The organism is Streptomyces sp. SID1328, from assembly GCF_009865595.1.
GTDB lineage: Bacteria > Actinomycetota > Actinomycetes > Streptomycetales > Streptomycetaceae > Streptomyces > Streptomyces griseoluteus.
The window spans coordinates 1-15,365 of the sequence record NZ_WWKH01000462.1 but is presented as its reverse complement, the minus strand read 5'-3'; the positions used below and the strand labels follow the sequence as shown (position 1 = coordinate 15,365).

Below are 15,365 nucleotides of genomic sequence, written 5' to 3'. Positions count from 1 at the left end.
CTTGGAGGGGCTGCCCGAGCTGCGGGAGTGGTTCGCCCGGGGCATCGGCGGGTCCGTCACCGCGGCCGAGGTGCTCATCGCGTCCGGCGGCCAGTCCGCGCTGGCCACCGCGCTGCGCGCGCTCGCCCCGCCCGGCGCCCCGGTCCTGGTCGAGTCGCCCACCTACCCCGGCATGCTGGACCTCGCCCGCGCCGCCGGCCTGCGGCCCGTACCGGTGCCGGTCGACGCCGACGGCGTACGCCCCGATCTGCTGGCCGACGCCTTCCGTGCCACCGGTGCCCGCGTCTTCGTCTGCCAGCCCCTGTTCCAGAACCCGACCGGTGCCGTGCTCGCCCCCCACCGGCGCGCCGAGGTGCTGCGCATCGCCCGCGCCTGTGGGGCCTTCGTCATCGAGGACGACTTCGTACGCCGTCTCGCGCACGCCGACGCGCCCGAACTGCCCCGGCCGCTGGCGGCGGACGACCCGGACGGTGTCGTGGTGCACGTCGGCTCGCTCACCAAGGCGACCTCGCCCAGCTTCCGGGTGGCCGCCCTCGCCGCGCGCGGGCCGGTGCTGGAACGCCTGCGCGCCATCCAGGTCGTGGACAGCTTCTTCGTGCCCCGGCCGCTCCAGGAGGCGGCGCTCGAACTCGTCGGCTCACCGGCGTGGCCGCGCCATCTGCGGTCGCTGTCGGCCGAGTTGGCGGTACGCCGGGAGGCGATGACCGGGGCCCTCGGGCTGCTTCTGCCCGAACTCGCCCTGCCGCACATTCCGTTCGGCGGCTACCACCTCTGGCTCCGGCTGCCCGAGGGTGTCACGGAGTCCGCGCTGACCGCCGCCGCGTTGCGCGCGGGCATCTCCGTCACCCCCGGCCGGCCCTACTTCAGCGCCGAACCCCCGGCGGCCCACATCCGGCTGAGCTTCGCCGCGGTCGCGAGCACGGGCGAGATCGCGGAGGGGGTGCGACGGCTGCGGTCGGCGTGGGACGAAGTGCGGTGAACTCACACAAGTCGAAGCCAAAACAGGGGCGTCGAGACAGCGGGGGCGGTGTTTTCCGGTCACCCTCACAGCGGCCCACGTGATGGCTCTTGACCGGCCCCCGTACGGGGCTCACCATCACCGCATGCCACTTCGGGTGACGTTCGTGGCCGCAGCGCACGGTTCCCCGTCGCACGCGGAGCGGTTCCAGGACGACCGGCCGCTGGACCAGGCGGGCTGGGACGAGGTGCAGCGCGTCGTCGGGTACCTGCTGCCGCTCGCGGCCGCCGAGTTGCGCTACTGCTCCCCGACCCCGCGCAGTCGCGCCACCGGTGATGCGCTCGGGTACGCCCCGCTCTCCCAACTAGCGCTGCGGGACTGCGACATGGGGCGCTGGCGGGGGCTGACCCTGGCCGAGGCGATGGCCCGCGAACCGCAGGCGGTGGACGCCTGGCTCGCCGACCCGAGGGCCAGCCCGCACGGCGGTGAGTCGATGCTCGCCTTCATCTCACGGGTGGGCGGCTGGCTCGACACCCGGCCCGGCGACGACCACGCCCGCATCGTCGCCGTGGCCGAACCGGCCGTGATCCGCGCGGCCCTGGTCTACGCCCTCCAGGCGCCGCCGTCCGCCTTCTGGAGCATCGACGTACGGCCGCTCTCCACGATCACCGTCGCGGGCCGCTCGGGCCGCTGGACCCTGCGGCTGGACGCGGTGTCGCCTCAGCCCTCGCGCACGTAGTCCGTGGTGAGCACGAGGTCCTTCTGCGGGCCGCCGACGCGCCACACCGAACGCCAGCGGTCGGCGTCGGTCACGGTGAACTCGCCCCGGTAGAAGTCGGCCGCGCAGGGGTGCCCGGCGATGTGCCGCCCGCTGCGCAGGTCCAGGTCGTGGAAGGGCCGCCCGTCCGCGAACCGCACGTCCGCCGTGCCCGGCTCGGCCCCCGCCATGAACCGCAGCGTCCGCGTCGCGGGCCGCGTCGCGCCCTGCCAGGTGAACTCACCGGCCTCCTCGTGCAGCAACCCGCCGTCCAGCGGGCTGAAGTCGGTGTGCCCGGCGAAGTACCCCTCGTCCGCGCCCGCGAGATCCCGCACGGTACGGGTCACCCGCCACCGCCCGGCGAGGAACCCGAGCGTGTCGGCCACCGGCCACCATTCGCCGCCCGTCACCGTGTCCTCCTGAAGGGCCCGTCGGGCGAGTCCGCAGGCGTCTTCCGCTCGGCCTCCGCCCGGATCTCCTGGTGCGCGGCATGGCTGGTCGCCCGGAACGCCTCCTCGTACGCGGCCAGCACGCCCCCGGCGCCACCCCGCCGCCGCACGTGGAGAGCCAGCCAGGACAGCGCTCCCAGCACCACCGCCAGCCCACCGCACAAGATCAGGTACGGCACCCACGCATCCATGCCCCGAGCTTACGGTCCGCCCCTCAGCCGGTCACCGCCCCCTCCACCGGCAGCCACAGCTCCGCGTCCGCCCCGGTGCCGTCCCCGGTCGGCCGGACCCGCAGAATCTCCGGGCCGGGGCGGCTCGCGTACGGGTTCGACGGGAACCACTGCGTGAACACGTCCCGCCACAGCGTCTGATCACACCGTGGTGATAGTCGAGTTCCGTGCCCTCGGCCCGGCTCGGGTCCAGGTCGTCGCCCGGAACGCCCCGGCGAACGCCTCGCCCGGCCCGTACCCGTGGCGCGCCGGGAACGCCAGGCGCGCGGGGGGACCCCGGACCCGGCAAGGTGTGCCCGATTCTGTCGGGTGGCGGCCCGGGCCCGGAAAACAGCGAAGGCAAGAGGTTGGACACCTCCTGCCACTTTCAAGATATAGCGCACAGGGGGCCTTGCGGCAAGGCCCCCTCGGTGTCGCAGAATGGGCGGCCGCGGTCGGGAGTGAGGGAAATGGGGTGCTCGCGGAGTTCGCCCCTGTCTGTCGGCCGGTGGGCGGTTTCGTTGATGGGGCGGGTTGATGTTCGATGTGATCGTGGTCGGCGGCGGGCCGACCGGGCTGATGCTGGCCGGGGAGCTGCGGCTGGCCGGGGTGAGTGTGGTCGTGCTGGAGAGGCTGGCCGAGCCGAGCAGCCAGTCCCGCGGCCGGGGCCTGCACACGCGCAGCGTCGAGGTGATGGACCAGCGGGGCCTGCTGGACAGGTTCCTCGCAGCTAGCGAGAAGTTCCAGGCCGGCGGCCTGTTCGGCGGCATCATCAAGCCGTGGCCGGACCGGCTGGACACGGCCCACCCGTACGGCCTCGCCACCCCGCAGGCCGTCACCGAGCGCCTCCTCGGCGCGTGGGCCCGCGAGCTCGGCGCCGAGATCCGGCGCGGGCAGGAAGTGGTCGCCCTGAGCCAGAACGCGGACGGGGTCACCGTGGGACTGGCCGACGGCACCGGCCTCCGCGCCCGCTACGCCGTCGGCTGCGACGGCGGCCGCAGCACGGTACGCAAGCTGCTCGGCGTCGGCTTCCCCGGCGAGCCCGCCTCGGTGGAGACGCTGCTCGGCGACATGGAGGCCACCGAGGACCCGGCGACCATCGCCGTGGTCGTGGAGGAGGTCCGCAAGACGCAGCTGCGGTTCGGCCTCTCACCCGACGTGGACGGCCAGAAGGGGGTGTACCGCGTCATCGTGCCCGCCGACGGCGTCGCCGAGGACCGTGCCGCCCCGACCCTCGCGGAGTTCCAGCAGCAGCTACGGGCCGTCGCCGGCACCGACTTCGGCGTGCACTCACCCCGCTGGCTGTCCCGCTTCGGCGACGCCACCCGGCAGGCCGAGCGCTACCGCGTCGGCCGGGTCCTGCTGGCCGGAGACGCGGCCCACATCCACCCGCCGGCCGGCGGACAGGGACTCAACCTCGGTGTCCAGGACGCCTTCAACCTCGGCTGGAAGCTCGCCGCCGAGGTGCGCGGCTGGGCCCCGGACGGCCTGCTCGACAGCTACCACGCCGAACGCCACCCGGTGGGCGCCCGCGTCCTGACGACCACCCGCGCCGCGATGACCCTCCTCGGCACCGACCCCGGCGCCACCGCACTGCGCGAACTCTTCGCCCGCCTCATGGACTTCGAGGAGGTCAACCGCCACATCACCGGCATGATCACCGCCATCGACATCCGCTACGACCTGGGCGAGGGCCATGAACTCCTCGGCCGCCGGCTGCGGGACGTCAAGCTCAGGCAGGGACGCCTCTACGAGCACACCCACACCGCCCGCGGCCTGCTCCTCGACCAGACCGGACGCCTCTCGGCCGAGGGCTGGGCGGACCGCGTGGACCACCTCGTCGATGTCAGCGACGAACTCGACGTACCCGCCGTGCTGTTGCGCCCGGACGGCCATGTCGCCTGGGCGGGGGAGAGCCAGGAGGAGCTGCTCGCCCACCTGCCCAAGTGGTTCGGCGAGGCCGGGGTCACGGCGCCGGGTACTCCGCCAGCAGCACCTCGCTCGCCTTCTCACTGACCAGGTAGACCGCGGAGGCGATGAACAGGCCGGGGATGTCGGGGAACACCGACGCGTCCACCACCCGCAGCCCCTCCACCCCGCGCACCCGGAAGTCGCCGTCCAGCACCGCCAGCCGATCGTCCGCCGTGCCGATCCTGGCGGTGCCGCACGCGTGGTGCCCCCAGGACTGGGTCCGCGCCCACTCCTTGAGCTGGTCGTCGGTGCGCACCTCGGGCCCCGGTACCAGCTCGCCCTTCACGCCCGCCTCCGAGGCGTTGCCGATCACGTCACGGGCGATCCGCAGCCCGTCCACCAGGCCGTCCAGATCCTCCTCCCAGCCCGGTGTGCCCTCGGAGAAGTAGTGGAACCGGATCTCGGGAGGTTCGGTGGCATCGGTGGACCGCAGGGTCACCGAGCCGCCCCGGTTCCTGGTGTGTCCCTTGAGCACGACCACGCCCAGCCGGTTCCGGCCGTGGGCGGCGTCCTCGGCGTAACCGGGGTAGTAGCCGTGGAAGTCGAGCGGCATCGCCAGCAGCATGAGGTCGGAGTCCCCGTCGGAGACGCTCGACCTGCCGATGAGGGCGGCGAGTTGGCCGTTGGTGCCGTAGGGGCCGCCCCGGTCGGCGTACCACTCGCCGATCAACTCGTCCTGTTCCTCGCCCGCGAGCGGCACGTCCAGCGACGAGCCCTCGAACAGCGGGTAGTCCTGGTCGAGTTCGGCCACCACCGACGCCTCGTACCGGTCGTGCAGATTGCGCCCCACACCGGGCGCGTCGACGCGTACCGGGATGCCGAGCCGCTCCAGCTCCTCGCGCGGTCCGATGCCGGACAGCATGAGCAACTGGGGGGTGTTGTAGGTGCCCCCGGCCAGGACGACCTCGTTGCGCGCGTACGCCGTCCCTTCGCTCACCGCGTCCTCGTCCCGGTCCGCCGCGTCCGGCCGCAGCCGGCACGTACGGTCCGACGAGACGCCGCCGTACGCGCGGTGCTGCTCGCGGTACGCGACCCCCACCGCGCGGTCGCCGTCGAACAGCACGCGGGTGACCAGGGTGTTGGTCCTGATCGTCAGCAGGTCCCCGACCCGGCGGCGGACGTCGAGCAGCCGCTCGCGGGTGCCGTTGCGGGTGCCGCCGTCGACCGAGACCGGGATGAAGCCCATGCCCTGGAAGTCCGGCGGGGTGTCGGCCGCGTTCGGGTCGCGGGGGAGGGGGACGTCGTCGGGGATGCCGAAGCGCTCGCGGGCGGTGCGTTCGACGGCGCCGACGATGTCGAGGAAGCGGGGTTCGCGGAGCGCGAGGGAGGGGGCGGCGCGGGTCGTACCGAGCCAGCCCTCCCTGCCGTGCCGGGACTTGGCGTCCCGCTCCGCCGGAGTCTCACCGGGGAGCGGCTCGGCGTCCTGGCCCTGCCAGTTCTCCAGGCGTCTGAAGCGTTCCCGCATCGACTCCTCGCTCCACCCAAAGTCACCGGTCAGCTCCACCAGGCGCTGCCACTCCTTGCCCTGCGGGAACAGCATGATCAGCGCGTTGACCGCCGTACTCCCGCCGAGCGCGCTGCCGCGCGGGTACAGCACGCCGTCCTCGGCGCCGGTGAACTTGTGGTCCTCGCGCCGGGTCGCCGGGTCGTCCCAGTGGCGTACGAAGAAGCTCCACGTCATGTCGGGGTCCTCGCTGGCGAACGCCTGCATGATCGGGACCGAGTAGTACGGGCAGTCGTGTTCGTCGCCCGCCTCCAGCACCAGGACCCGGTGCCCGGCCAGGGCGAGGCCGGCGGCCAGGGGTCCGCCGCCGGCGCCCGAGCCGACGACGACGAAGTCGAATTCCCGAGCGGTCTCCGGTGGCTGCTGAGGCATCCCGTCTCCTCCACGCGCTCCCCCCGGCCACTCTGCACCCGCGGGGCCGCGCCCGCCACATCGTGCGGGTGACCGGGCCGGTGCCTACGTTGGAGAAAAGGACGTTTCCCCTGGCAGCCCCTGCCCTACGGAGGTTTCCCATGTCGGACGCGACCGACCTGAGCAAGGAGCCGGCTCCCGACCCGGCCGAGGACAACGCGTTCTTCCCGTCCCCGTACTCGCTGAGCAAGTACACCGCGCCGAAGACCGATTTCGACGGAGTCCGGCACAAGGGCGCCTGCGCCGGCGGGCGGTGGAAGGTGCTGATGATCGGCACGGACGAGCGGTATCTGCTCACCGAGAACGGCAAGTTCTTCTCCACCGGCAACCATCCCGTCGAGATGCTGCTCCCGCTGCACCACATGACGGAGGCGGGCTTCGACGTCGACGTGGCCACCCTCAGCGGCAACCCCGTGAAGCTGGAGCTGTGGGCCATGCCGGAGGAGGACAGGGCCGTCATGGAGACGTACGAGGCGATCAAACCCAAGCTGAAGGAGCCGCTGAAGCTCTCCGAGGTGGTCGCGGACAAGCTCGGGCCCGAGTCGGACTACGTCGCCGTCTTCGTCCCCGGCGGGCACGGTGCGGTGATCGGGCTTGCGGAGAGTGAGGACGTGACCGAGACGCTGGACTGGGCGCTCGCCAACGACAAGCACGTGATCACCCTCTGCCACGGCCCGGCCGCGCTGCTCGCCGCCGCCCGGGGCAAGGACAAGTCGCCCTTCGCCGGCTACTCGCTCTGCGTCTTCCCCGACGCCCTCGACACCGGTGCCAACCTCGAGATGGGCTACCTTCCCGGCCGGCTGCGCTGGCTGGTCGCCGACCTGCTGGAGAAACAGGGCGTCGAGGTCCTCAACTCCGGGATCACCGGCCAGACCCACCAGGACCGCAGACTCCTCACCGGCGACAGCCCGCTCGCCTCCAACGCGCTGGGGCTGCTGTCGGCGGACGTGCTGGTCGAGGCGGCGAAGGAGTGACGCTCAGGGCAGCGCGAGTACGCAGAACTCGTGGCCCTCGGGGTCGGTGAGGCAGGTCCACGGTACGTCGCCCTGGCCGATGTCGAGGTCGGTGGCGCCGAGGGCCTTCAGCCCGGTGACCTCCGCCGCGTGGTCGTCGCCGGGGTGGGGGAGCAGGTCGAGGTGGACGCGGTCGGTCGCCGTGTCCGCAATGGGCGAGCGGAACAACTCCATGTACGGACCAGTGCCGTCGGCCGAACGCAGCAGCACGAGGTCGTCGGTCGACCGGTGCACGGTCCAGCCCATCGCCTCGCCCCAGAACCGGGCCATCACCAACGGCTCCGCACAGTCCACGACCACCGCCGCCACCGGCCCGGTGTCCCGGTACCGCTCCCGAGGCTCCAGCACACAGAACTCGTTCCCCTCGGGATCGGCGAGCACCACCCACGGCACGTCCCCCTGCCCGATGTCGAGCGCCGTGGCGCCGTGATCCTTCAACCGCGCGACCAGCTCCGCCTGGTGGTCCAGGGAGGTCGTGGCGAGATCGAGATGCGTACGGTTCTTCGCCGCGGTCTTGGGCCCCGACACCGGCACGACATCCACCCCGACCACCGCGGGGTCCGGCCAGACCAGCCCTCCAGGAGGCCCGACGTACGTCGTCACACCGGGACTGTAAGCAGTCCACCCGAGCGCCTCGGCCCAGAACCGCCCGACCACCGAGGCGTCAACGGCCTTGATACTGACGTGCACAGGTCGCAGTCCCATGGCGGTGATCCTATGCACGGGTCCGCGAGCGCATCCGGAGGTTGATCACAGGTGCTCGAAGAACCTGGTCCACCAGGTCGCCTCGCCCGCGTGCGGCCCGTAGCTCAGTACGGATGCGCCGGGTACCTCGTTCGCGAGCCAGGTCACCCCGTCGTAGCGCAGGTGCAGCAGCCGCAGGGGCACGGTCCGGCACCCGAGTTCCGTCAGCGCGCTCTCGACCCGGTGACGGTCCGCCGCCGACAACGCCCCGTCCGCGACGGCGTCGTCCAAGTCGGCGTGGCTGTCGGGCAGGGGGGTGGTCACCGCGGCGAGCGGCCCGTAGTTGCTCAGCCGGACACCGAGAGGGACACCGGCTTCGGTGAGGGCGGCCGGCACACCCACCTTGAAGTAGTAGCTGGCGTCCTGCGTCACGTCGAGGGAACAAGGCCCTCCGAACTCATCGGACAGCCGCTCGCTCAGCGCCGACGCCCGCGCCTCGGCCTCCCCGTAGTCGAACCCGTCGGGGAACTCGGCATGATCCGGGCCGGGAAGGCGGTCCAGGGAGCGGAGCAGATCGAGTATCTGCGGGTCATCGTGCATGAGGCCGAGCCTAGGCCGACGCCCACGCCGGAAAACGGCGGCCCCTGCGGGGAATGATCTCTACGCTGGCCCGGTGAGCCACGGAAAGACCTCTTACGTCTGCCTCTCCTGCCGCGTCTCGTACAAGCAGTGGTACGACCGGGCCAGGCAGCGGACCTGTCCTGGTTGTGCCGGGCCGTTGATCCACGCGGGATCGGCGTTCGCGGCGCCCCGGCGGCGGGATCTGGCGGGCTGGCGGACGTTGGCCGTGCTGCTCCAGGCCGGGGTGGGGTTTCACAAGAGTTGCTGTGGTGGGCCGGGTGAGCGGCCTCGGACGCTGCGGGAGGTACGGGAGCGGGTGACGTACGCGCGGCGCGAGGGGACCTCGGTCGCCGCCGCGCTCGGGCAGCGGCACCTGCCGTAGCCGGGGGCCTTTGCGCGTGAAGCGCGCACCTGCTTGCGCTAGTTGGGCCACCGGCCCCGGTGTCGGCACTCTGTGTCATTATGCGGACGCGTCCCAGGGGAGTGGGCCGCGGTTCACTGATCACCAGGGGGTGCGGGATGGGCGCGGGTACGGAGCCGGACGGTTCGTCCAGGTCGGACGAGGAGTGGGAGCGGTTCCTGCGCGAGTCGGTGGCGGGTACCGCCGACGCGCCCAAGGAGCCGTCGGCGCGGGCCCGCGAGGTGGCCAGGCGGCTGCGCGCCGAGCCCGACCGAGGCCCGGACGGCTGGCGCAGCCCCCCGCCCGAGCGGCCCCGACGGCGCGTGGGCCGGTACGTGGCCGGACTGCTGGCCGTGTCGGCCCTGTTCTTCGTGGCGCTCGCGCCCGGACGGGTGGTGGACCTCGTCACCGGTTCCGGCCCGTCGCGGCCGGACGCCCAGCGCCCCACCGCGCAGGACCCGTTCCGTGGCTCACCGGCGGCGGCCTGGGCGAGCGGAGCGGCGGGGATCACCATGCCGAAGCGGGCCAGGGCGGTCGGCTGGATGAGCGCGGCCGAGGTCGAGCGGGCCCTCATCCGCAGCCGGGACTTCCTGGTCGCGTCCAGCCTGGACCGAGGGGTGCTGCGGGGCGAGCGCCCCGAGAAGGCGATCGCACTGATCAACCCGCACCAGAAGGACGTCCAGCACCTCCTGAAGACCGCCTTCCGGACCCCCGGCGAGAAGAACGACCCCCTCCTCCTCTTCAGCCGCTTCCAGCCCGCCCGCGCCCACCTGGTCGGCGACGTCGTGAAGACACGCGGCGCGCTCACCTACCGCGAGGGCGAACGCGGCGCCCTCCAGGTGACCGCCGACGTCACCTTCGTCTACCCGGTCGCCCGCACGGGCGGCGACGACGAGATCATGCGCACGATCGTCCGCCGCGAACTGGTCCTGAGCTGGGACGACCCCGACAAGGTCATCACCGAGCCGGGCACCTTCTCGATCACCTCGTACAAGTACGCCACGACCAACGGCGGCTGCGGCACCCCCACGGGCTACCTGGTCCCGCCCTTCGGCCCCGACCGCCAGGCGGACGGGTCCGGCAAGGAGGTCGACCCGTACGACCGGGACACGCCGTTCGGCCGGGGCGGGTCCCCGGAGGACGAGTGCGGGAGGGCGACGCGGTCCTAGCGGGCCCGGTGGCAGCCGCACCACCGGCCGCCCCTTCGTACACCTGATTGCATAAACGTGCGGCGCTACGTATAGTCATGCCAAGTGAAGGAGGTTGGCATGGTGGTGCGTGCGGCGGTGGCCGGGGCCAGTGGGTATGCGGGTGGGGAGTTGCTGCGGCTGCTGCTCGGGCATGCCGGGGTCGAGGTCGGGACGCTCACCGGGCACTCCAGTGCCGGGCGGCGGCTGGGGGAGCTGCAGCCGCAGCTCGCGCCGCTGGCCGACCGGGTGCTGGCGGAGACGACCGCCGAGGCGCTCGCCGGGCACGACGTGGTGTTCCTGGCGCTGCCCCACGGGCAGTCCGCCGCCGTCGCCGAGCAGCTCGGCCCGGACGTGCTCGTGATCGACCTGGGGGCCGACTTCCGGCTCACCGACCCGGCCGACTGGGAGCGGTTCTACGGCTCCCCGCACGCCGGCACCTGGCCCTACGGCCTGCCCGAACTCCCCGGCGCGCGCGCCGCGTTGGAGGGCGTCAAGCGCATCGCCGTACCCGGTTGCTACCCCACCGCCGTCTCCCTCGCCCTCTTCCCCGCCTACGACGCGGGGATCACCGAGCCCGAGGCCGTGATCGTCGCCGCCTCCGGCACCTCCGGGGCGGGCAAGGCACCCAAGGCGCATCTGCTCGGCAGCGAGGTCATGGGTTCCATGACCCCGTACGGCGTCGGCGGCGGACACCGGCACACCCCCGAGATGATCCAGAACCTCAGCGCGGCCGCCGGGGAGCGGGTGAGCGTCTCGTTCACCCCGACCCTCGCGCCCATGCCCCGCGGCATCCTCGCCACGTGCAGCGCGAAGGCGCGCGCCGGGGTCACCGCGGAAGCGGTCCGCGCGGTCTACGAGAAGGCGTACGCCGACGAGCCGTATCTGCGGCTGCTGCCCGAGGGGCAATGGCCGGCCACCGGCGCCGTGACCGGCTCCAACGCCGTCCAGGTGCAGGTCGCCCTGGACGCGGAGACCGGCCGGGTCATCGTGATCAGCGCCATCGACAACCTGACCAAGGGCACCGCGGGCGGTGCCGTACAGAGCATGAACATCGCCCTCGGGCTCGACGAGACCACCGGGCTTTCCACGATCGGAGTCGCGCCTTGAGCGTCACAGCGGCCAAGGGATTCACCGCGGCGGGCATCGCCGCCGGGATCAAGCAGAACGGCAACCCCGACCTGGCCCTCGTGGTCAACACCGGCCCCCGACGGGCCGCCGCCGGCGTCTTCACCGCCAACCGCGTGAAGGCCGCGCCGGTGCTGTGGTCCGAGCAGGTCCTCAAGAGCGGGCAGATCAGCGCGGTCGTCCTCAACTCCGGCGGCGCCAACGCCTGCACCGGCCCCCGGGGCTTCCAGGACACCCACGCCACCGCCGAGAAGGTCGGAGAGGTCCTCGGACGCGGCGCCATCGAGGTCGCCGTCTGTTCCACCGGCCTCATCGGCGTCACCCTGCCCATGGACAAGCTGCTGCCCGGCGTCGAGAAGGCCGCCGCCGCCCTGAGCGAGCACGGCGGCGAGAAGGCCGCCCTCGCCATCAAGACCACCGACACCCACCACAAGACCGCCGTGGTGAGCCGGGACGGCTGGACGGTCGGCGGCATGGCCAAGGGCGCCGGCATGCTCGCCCCCGGCCTCGCCACCATGCTCGTCGTCCTCACCACCGACGCCGACCTCACCGACGCCGAGCTGGACAAGGCGCTGCGCGACGCCACCAAGGTCACCTTCGACCGGGTCGACTCCGACGGCTGCATGTCCACCAACGACACCGTCCTGCTGCTCGCCTCCGGCGCCTGCGGCATCACCCCCGGCTACGACGACTTCGCCGACGCCGTCCGCGAGGTGTGCGCCGATCTCGGCCGCCAGCTCATCGGCGACGCCGAGGGCGCCAGCAAGGACATCAAGGTCGAGGTGATCAACGCGGCCACCGAGGAGGACGCCGTCGAGGTCGGCCGGTCCATCGCCCGCAACAACCTCCTCAAGTGCGCCCTCCACGGCGAGGACCCCAACTGGGGCCGGGTGCTGTCCGCCATCGGCACCACGAAGGCCGCCTTCGAGCCCGACCGGCTGAACGTAGCCATCAACGGCGTCTGGGTCTGCAGGGACGGCTCGGTCGGCGAGGACCGCGACCTGGTGGACATGCGCTACCGCGAGGTGCACATCGTCGCCGACCTCGCCGCCGGCACCGAGACCGCGACCATCTGGACCAACGACCTGACCGCGGACTACGTCCACGAGAACAGCGCGTACAGCTCATGACCACCCCCACGCGGAAGCACACCGCCCTGCCCAAGGCGCAGACCCTCGTCGAGGCGCTGCCCTGGCTCACCCGCCACCACGGCCGCACCGTCGTCATCAAGTTCGGCGGCAACGCCATGGTCGACGAGAGCCTGAAGGCCGCGTTCGCCCAGGACGTCGTCTTCCTGCGCCACGCCGGACTGCGGCCCGTCGTCGTGCACGGCGGCGGCCCCCAGATCAGCGCCGCCCTCGACCGGCACGGCATCGTCAGCGAGTTCAAGGCCGGCCTGCGCGTCACCACCGAGGACGCCATGGACGTCGTACGGATGGTGCTCGCCGGGCAGGTGCAGCGCGAGCTGGTCGGCCTGCTCAACCAGCACGGCCCGCTCGCCGTCGGCCTCACCGGCGAGGACGCCCACACCATCACCGCGACCCGGCACCGGCCGAGGATCGACGGTGAACTCATCGACATCGGACGCGTCGGCGAGATCACCGAGATCGACACCGGCGCCATCGAGGCCCTGCTCGCCGACGGCCGTATCCCGGTCGTCTCCTCGATCGCCCGCTCCCAGGACGACGGACATGTCTACAACGTCAATGCTGATACGGCGGCTGCGGCACTCGCTGCTGCGCTGGGCGCCGAAACCCTCATGGTCCTCACCGATGTCGAGGGCCTCTACGAGGACTGGCCGCACTCCGACGAGGTGATCAGCCGCCTCACCGCCACCGAGCTGGAGAAACTGCTGCCCGACCTCTCCTCGGGCATGGTGCCGAAGATGGAGGGCTGCCTGCACGCCGTACGCAACGGCGTGCGTACCGCCCGCGTCATCGACGGCCGCGTCCAGCACTCGATCCTGCTGGAGATCTTCACCGACGAGGGCATCGGCACCATGGTCGTGCCCGACGAGCCGGACACACCGGGGGAGTCATGAGCAACGAGGAACTGACCGCGCGCTGGCAGGGCGCGCTCATGAACAACTACGGCACCCCGCGCCTCGCCCTGCTGCGGGGCGAGGGAACGGCCGTCTGGGACGCCGACGGCAAGCGCTACCTGGACTTCGTCGGCGGTATCGCGGTCAACGCCCTCGGGCACGCCCACCCGGCGGTCGTCCGCGCGGTGAGCGAGCAGATCGGCACCCTCGGCCACGTCTCCAACCTGTTCGTCGCCGAGCCGCCCGTCGCCCTCGCCGAGCGCCTGCTGCGGCTGTTCGGCCGGGACGGCAAGGTGTTCTTCTGCAACTCCGGAGCCGAGGCCAACGAGGGCGCGCTGAAGATCGGACGGCTCACCGGGCGCACCCACATGGTGGCGACCGACGGCGGCTTCCACGGCCGCACCATGGGCGCCCTCGCCCTCACCGGCCAGCCCGCCAAGCAGGAGCCGTTCCGCCCGCTGCCCGGCGACGTCACACACGTCCCGTACGGCGACCCACAGGCGCTCGCCGCCGCCGTCACGCCGGACACCGCCATGGTGATCATCGAGCCGGTCCAGGGCGAGAGCGGGGTCGTGGTGCCGCCGCCCGGCTACCTCAAGGCCGCCCGCGCCATCACCGCCGCCACCGGCGCGCTGCTCGTGCTGGACGAGGTGCAGACCGGAGTCGGCCGCACCGGCGACTGGTTCGCCTACCAGGCCCACGAGGGCGTACTGCCCGACGTCGTCACGCTCGCCAAGGGGCTCGGCGGCGGACTGCCGCTCGGCGCCACCCTCGCCTTCGGCCGCGCCGCCGACCTGCTGCGGCCCGGCCAGCACGGCACCACCTTCGGCGGCAACCCGGTCGCCTGCGCCGCCGGACTCGCCGTCCTGGACACCATCGAGGACGAGGACCTGCTCGCCAACACCAAGCGGCAGAGCGAGGCCCTGCGCGCCGGGATCGAGGCGCTGGACCACCCGCTGGTCGACCATGTCCGGGGTGCGGGCCTGCTGCTGGGTATCGTGCTCACCGGGCCGCACGCCACGCAGGCGCAGGCGGCGGCCCAGGAGGCCGGGTTCCTGGTGAACGCGCCCGCCCCCGACGTCGTGCGGCTCATGCCCCCGCTGAACCTCCGCGACGACGAGGTGGACGCCTTTCTCCAGGCGCTGCCCGGCATCCTCGACGCAAGCACCGAGGACGGACGACCCCGAGAATGAGACGACGATGAGCCAGGCGCAGGACCACGATCAGGCGGCGGGCGGACCCGCCGTACCGCAGACCCGGACGGCCCGACACCGCCGGATCGTGGACATCCTCAACCGGCAGCCGGTGCGCTCGCAGAGCCAGCTCGCCAAGCTGCTCGCCGACGACGGGCTGAGCGTCACCCAGGCGACGCTCTCCCGCGACCTGGACGAGCTGAACGCGGTCAAGATCCGCAACACCGACGGCGACCTGATCTACGCGGTGCCCAGCGAGGGCGGCTTCCGCACCCCGCGCGCCCCGCTGGGCGGCTCCGCCAAGGAGGAGCGGATGCGGCGGCTCTCCCAGGAGCTGCTGATCTCCGCCGAGGCGTCCGCCAACCTCGTCGTGCTGCGCACCCCGCCGGGCGCCGCCCAGTTCCTCGCCTCGGCCATCGACCAGGCCGAACTCCACGACGTCCTCGGCACCATCGCCGGCGACGACACCCTCATGCTGATCAGCCGCGACGCCACCGGCGGCCAGGCCCTCGCCGACCACCTGCTGCGCCTCGCCCAGAACGCGCCGTAGGCCGCCGGCAGGCCGCTGGACGTCCCGCTCAGCCCAGCCGGGTCGCCAGACCCCCTGTGCAGCGGACCTCGTCGCCCGCGGTGATCAGCAGGCCCTCCACGTCCGGGAGGGACTCCAGCCAGGCCAGGCCCGCGCGGGAGCCCATCGCGAAGGCGGCGGTGGCCCAGCAGTCCGCCCAGGTCAGCCGGGGTGCCACCACCGTCACGGCGACCAGGTCGGTCACCGCGGAGCGGCCGGTGCGCGGGTCCACGATGTGCGCGCCCCGCTCGGCCGTGCCCGACGTCGCCAC

General features: G+C 72.6%; 17 protein-coding genes and 1 pseudogene. 11 read left to right on the top strand and 7 right to left on the bottom strand.

Going from position 1 to position 15,365, the window contains the following annotated elements; genetic code table 11:
• Together GT030_RS14300 and GT030_RS14295 are read left to right on the top strand one after the other, a co-directional pair.
• Window positions 1–979 (top strand): PLP-dependent aminotransferase family protein (locus tag GT030_RS14300; protein ID WP_161201436.1); only part of this gene is annotated, 979 nt, incomplete at its 5' end.
• A 124-nt stretch (window positions 980–1,103) separates the two neighbouring features.
• Entirely contained in the window at window positions 1,104–1,697 is a 594-nt protein-coding gene (locus GT030_RS14295) for a histidine phosphatase family protein (protein WP_161201435.1), read from the top strand.
• On the opposite strand, the gene GT030_RS14290 is transcribed toward GT030_RS14295, so the two are convergent.
• The 3 genes and pseudogenes from GT030_RS14290 to GT030_RS14280 all read right to left on the bottom strand — a co-directional run.
• Window positions 1,679–2,125 (bottom strand): DUF6314 family protein, encoded by a 447-nt coding sequence (locus GT030_RS14290; protein ID WP_161201434.1) that lies wholly within the window; start codon window positions 2,123–2,125, stop codon window positions 1,679–1,681. The genes GT030_RS14295 and GT030_RS14290 overlap by 19 nt on opposite strands.
• Window positions 2,122–2,355, bottom strand: a complete 234-nt coding sequence (locus GT030_RS14285; protein WP_161201433.1) for a hypothetical protein — start codon at window positions 2,353–2,355, stop codon at window positions 2,122–2,124. Before GT030_RS14285 ends, GT030_RS14290 begins: the two co-directional genes overlap by 4 nt.
• 23 nt (window positions 2,356–2,378) lie before the next feature.
• Window positions 2,379–2,593 (bottom strand): annotated as a pseudogene (locus tag GT030_RS14280) (AraC family transcriptional regulator); the annotation flags it as partial.
• A gap of 317 nt (window positions 2,594–2,910) precedes the next feature.
• Here GT030_RS14280 and rox point away from each other — a divergent pair.
• Window positions 2,911–4,389, top strand: coding sequence for a rifampin monooxygenase (gene rox / locus GT030_RS14275; RefSeq protein WP_161201432.1), 1,479 nt, complete (start codon window positions 2,911–2,913; stop codon window positions 4,387–4,389).
• Here the strand turns inward: rox and GT030_RS14270 are convergent.
• A complete protein-coding gene (locus GT030_RS14270; protein ID WP_161201431.1) occupies window positions 4,340–6,220 on the bottom strand; it encodes a GMC oxidoreductase in 1,881 nt (626 codons plus the stop codon). The genes rox and GT030_RS14270 overlap by 50 nt on opposite strands.
• 140 nt (window positions 6,221–6,360) lie before the next feature.
• Between GT030_RS14270 and hchA the strand changes: the two genes are divergently transcribed.
• A complete protein-coding gene (gene hchA, locus GT030_RS14265) occupies window positions 6,361–7,233 on the top strand; it encodes a glyoxalase III HchA (RefSeq protein ID WP_161201430.1) in 873 nt (290 codons plus the stop codon).
• A gap of 3 nt (window positions 7,234–7,236) precedes the next feature.
• Here hchA and GT030_RS14260 read toward each other — a convergent pair whose 3' ends face one another.
• Both GT030_RS14260 and GT030_RS14255 read right to left on the bottom strand, forming a co-directional pair.
• Window positions 7,237–7,977: a VOC family protein gene (locus GT030_RS14260; protein WP_161201429.1), complete on the bottom strand. Its 741-nt coding sequence runs from the start codon at window positions 7,975–7,977 to the stop codon at window positions 7,237–7,239.
• Between the two features lie 45 nt (window positions 7,978–8,022).
• On the bottom strand, window positions 8,023–8,556 hold the full coding sequence (locus GT030_RS14255) for a hypothetical protein (RefSeq protein WP_161201428.1): 534 nt from the start codon (window positions 8,554–8,556) through the stop codon (window positions 8,023–8,025).
• Window positions 8,557–8,629: 73 nt separating this feature from the next.
• On the opposite strand from GT030_RS14255, the gene GT030_RS14250 reads away from it, so the two are divergent.
• From GT030_RS14250 to GT030_RS14220, 7 genes are all read left to right on the top strand, one after another.
• On the top strand, window positions 8,630–8,959 hold the full coding sequence (locus GT030_RS14250) for a deoxyxylulose-5-phosphate synthase (RefSeq protein ID WP_161201427.1): 330 nt from the start codon (window positions 8,630–8,632) through the stop codon (window positions 8,957–8,959).
• A 137-nt stretch (window positions 8,960–9,096) separates the two neighbouring features.
• Window positions 9,097–10,146: a hypothetical protein gene (locus tag GT030_RS14245; RefSeq protein ID WP_161201426.1), complete on the top strand. Its 1,050-nt coding sequence runs from the start codon at window positions 9,097–9,099 to the stop codon at window positions 10,144–10,146.
• A gap of 99 nt (window positions 10,147–10,245) precedes the next feature.
• Window positions 10,246–11,274 carry an N-acetyl-gamma-glutamyl-phosphate reductase gene (argC, locus tag GT030_RS14240; RefSeq protein WP_161201425.1) on the top strand — a complete coding sequence of 343 codons (1,029 nt, stop codon included), beginning with the start codon at window positions 10,246–10,248 and terminating at the stop codon, window positions 11,272–11,274.
• Entirely contained in the window at window positions 11,271–12,422 is a 1,152-nt protein-coding gene (gene argJ / locus GT030_RS14235) for a bifunctional glutamate N-acetyltransferase/amino-acid acetyltransferase ArgJ (protein ID WP_161201424.1), read from the top strand. Before argC ends, argJ begins: the two co-directional genes overlap by 4 nt.
• Window positions 12,419–13,333, top strand: coding sequence for an acetylglutamate kinase (gene argB / locus GT030_RS14230; RefSeq protein ID WP_161201423.1), 915 nt, complete (start codon window positions 12,419–12,421; stop codon window positions 13,331–13,333). Before argJ ends, argB begins: the two co-directional genes overlap by 4 nt.
• Entirely contained in the window at window positions 13,330–14,526 is a 1,197-nt protein-coding gene (locus tag GT030_RS14225) for an acetylornithine transaminase (RefSeq protein WP_161201422.1), read from the top strand. Before argB ends, GT030_RS14225 begins: the two co-directional genes overlap by 4 nt.
• 7 nt (window positions 14,527–14,533) lie before the next feature.
• A complete protein-coding gene (locus tag GT030_RS14220; protein ID WP_030812919.1) occupies window positions 14,534–15,076 on the top strand; it encodes an arginine repressor in 543 nt (180 codons plus the stop codon).
• 28 nt (window positions 15,077–15,104) lie between these two features.
• Here the strand turns inward: GT030_RS14220 and GT030_RS14215 are convergent.
• On the bottom strand, window positions 15,105–15,365 hold a 261-nt coding region (locus GT030_RS14215; protein ID WP_202460080.1), incomplete at its 5' end, for an FAD:protein FMN transferase.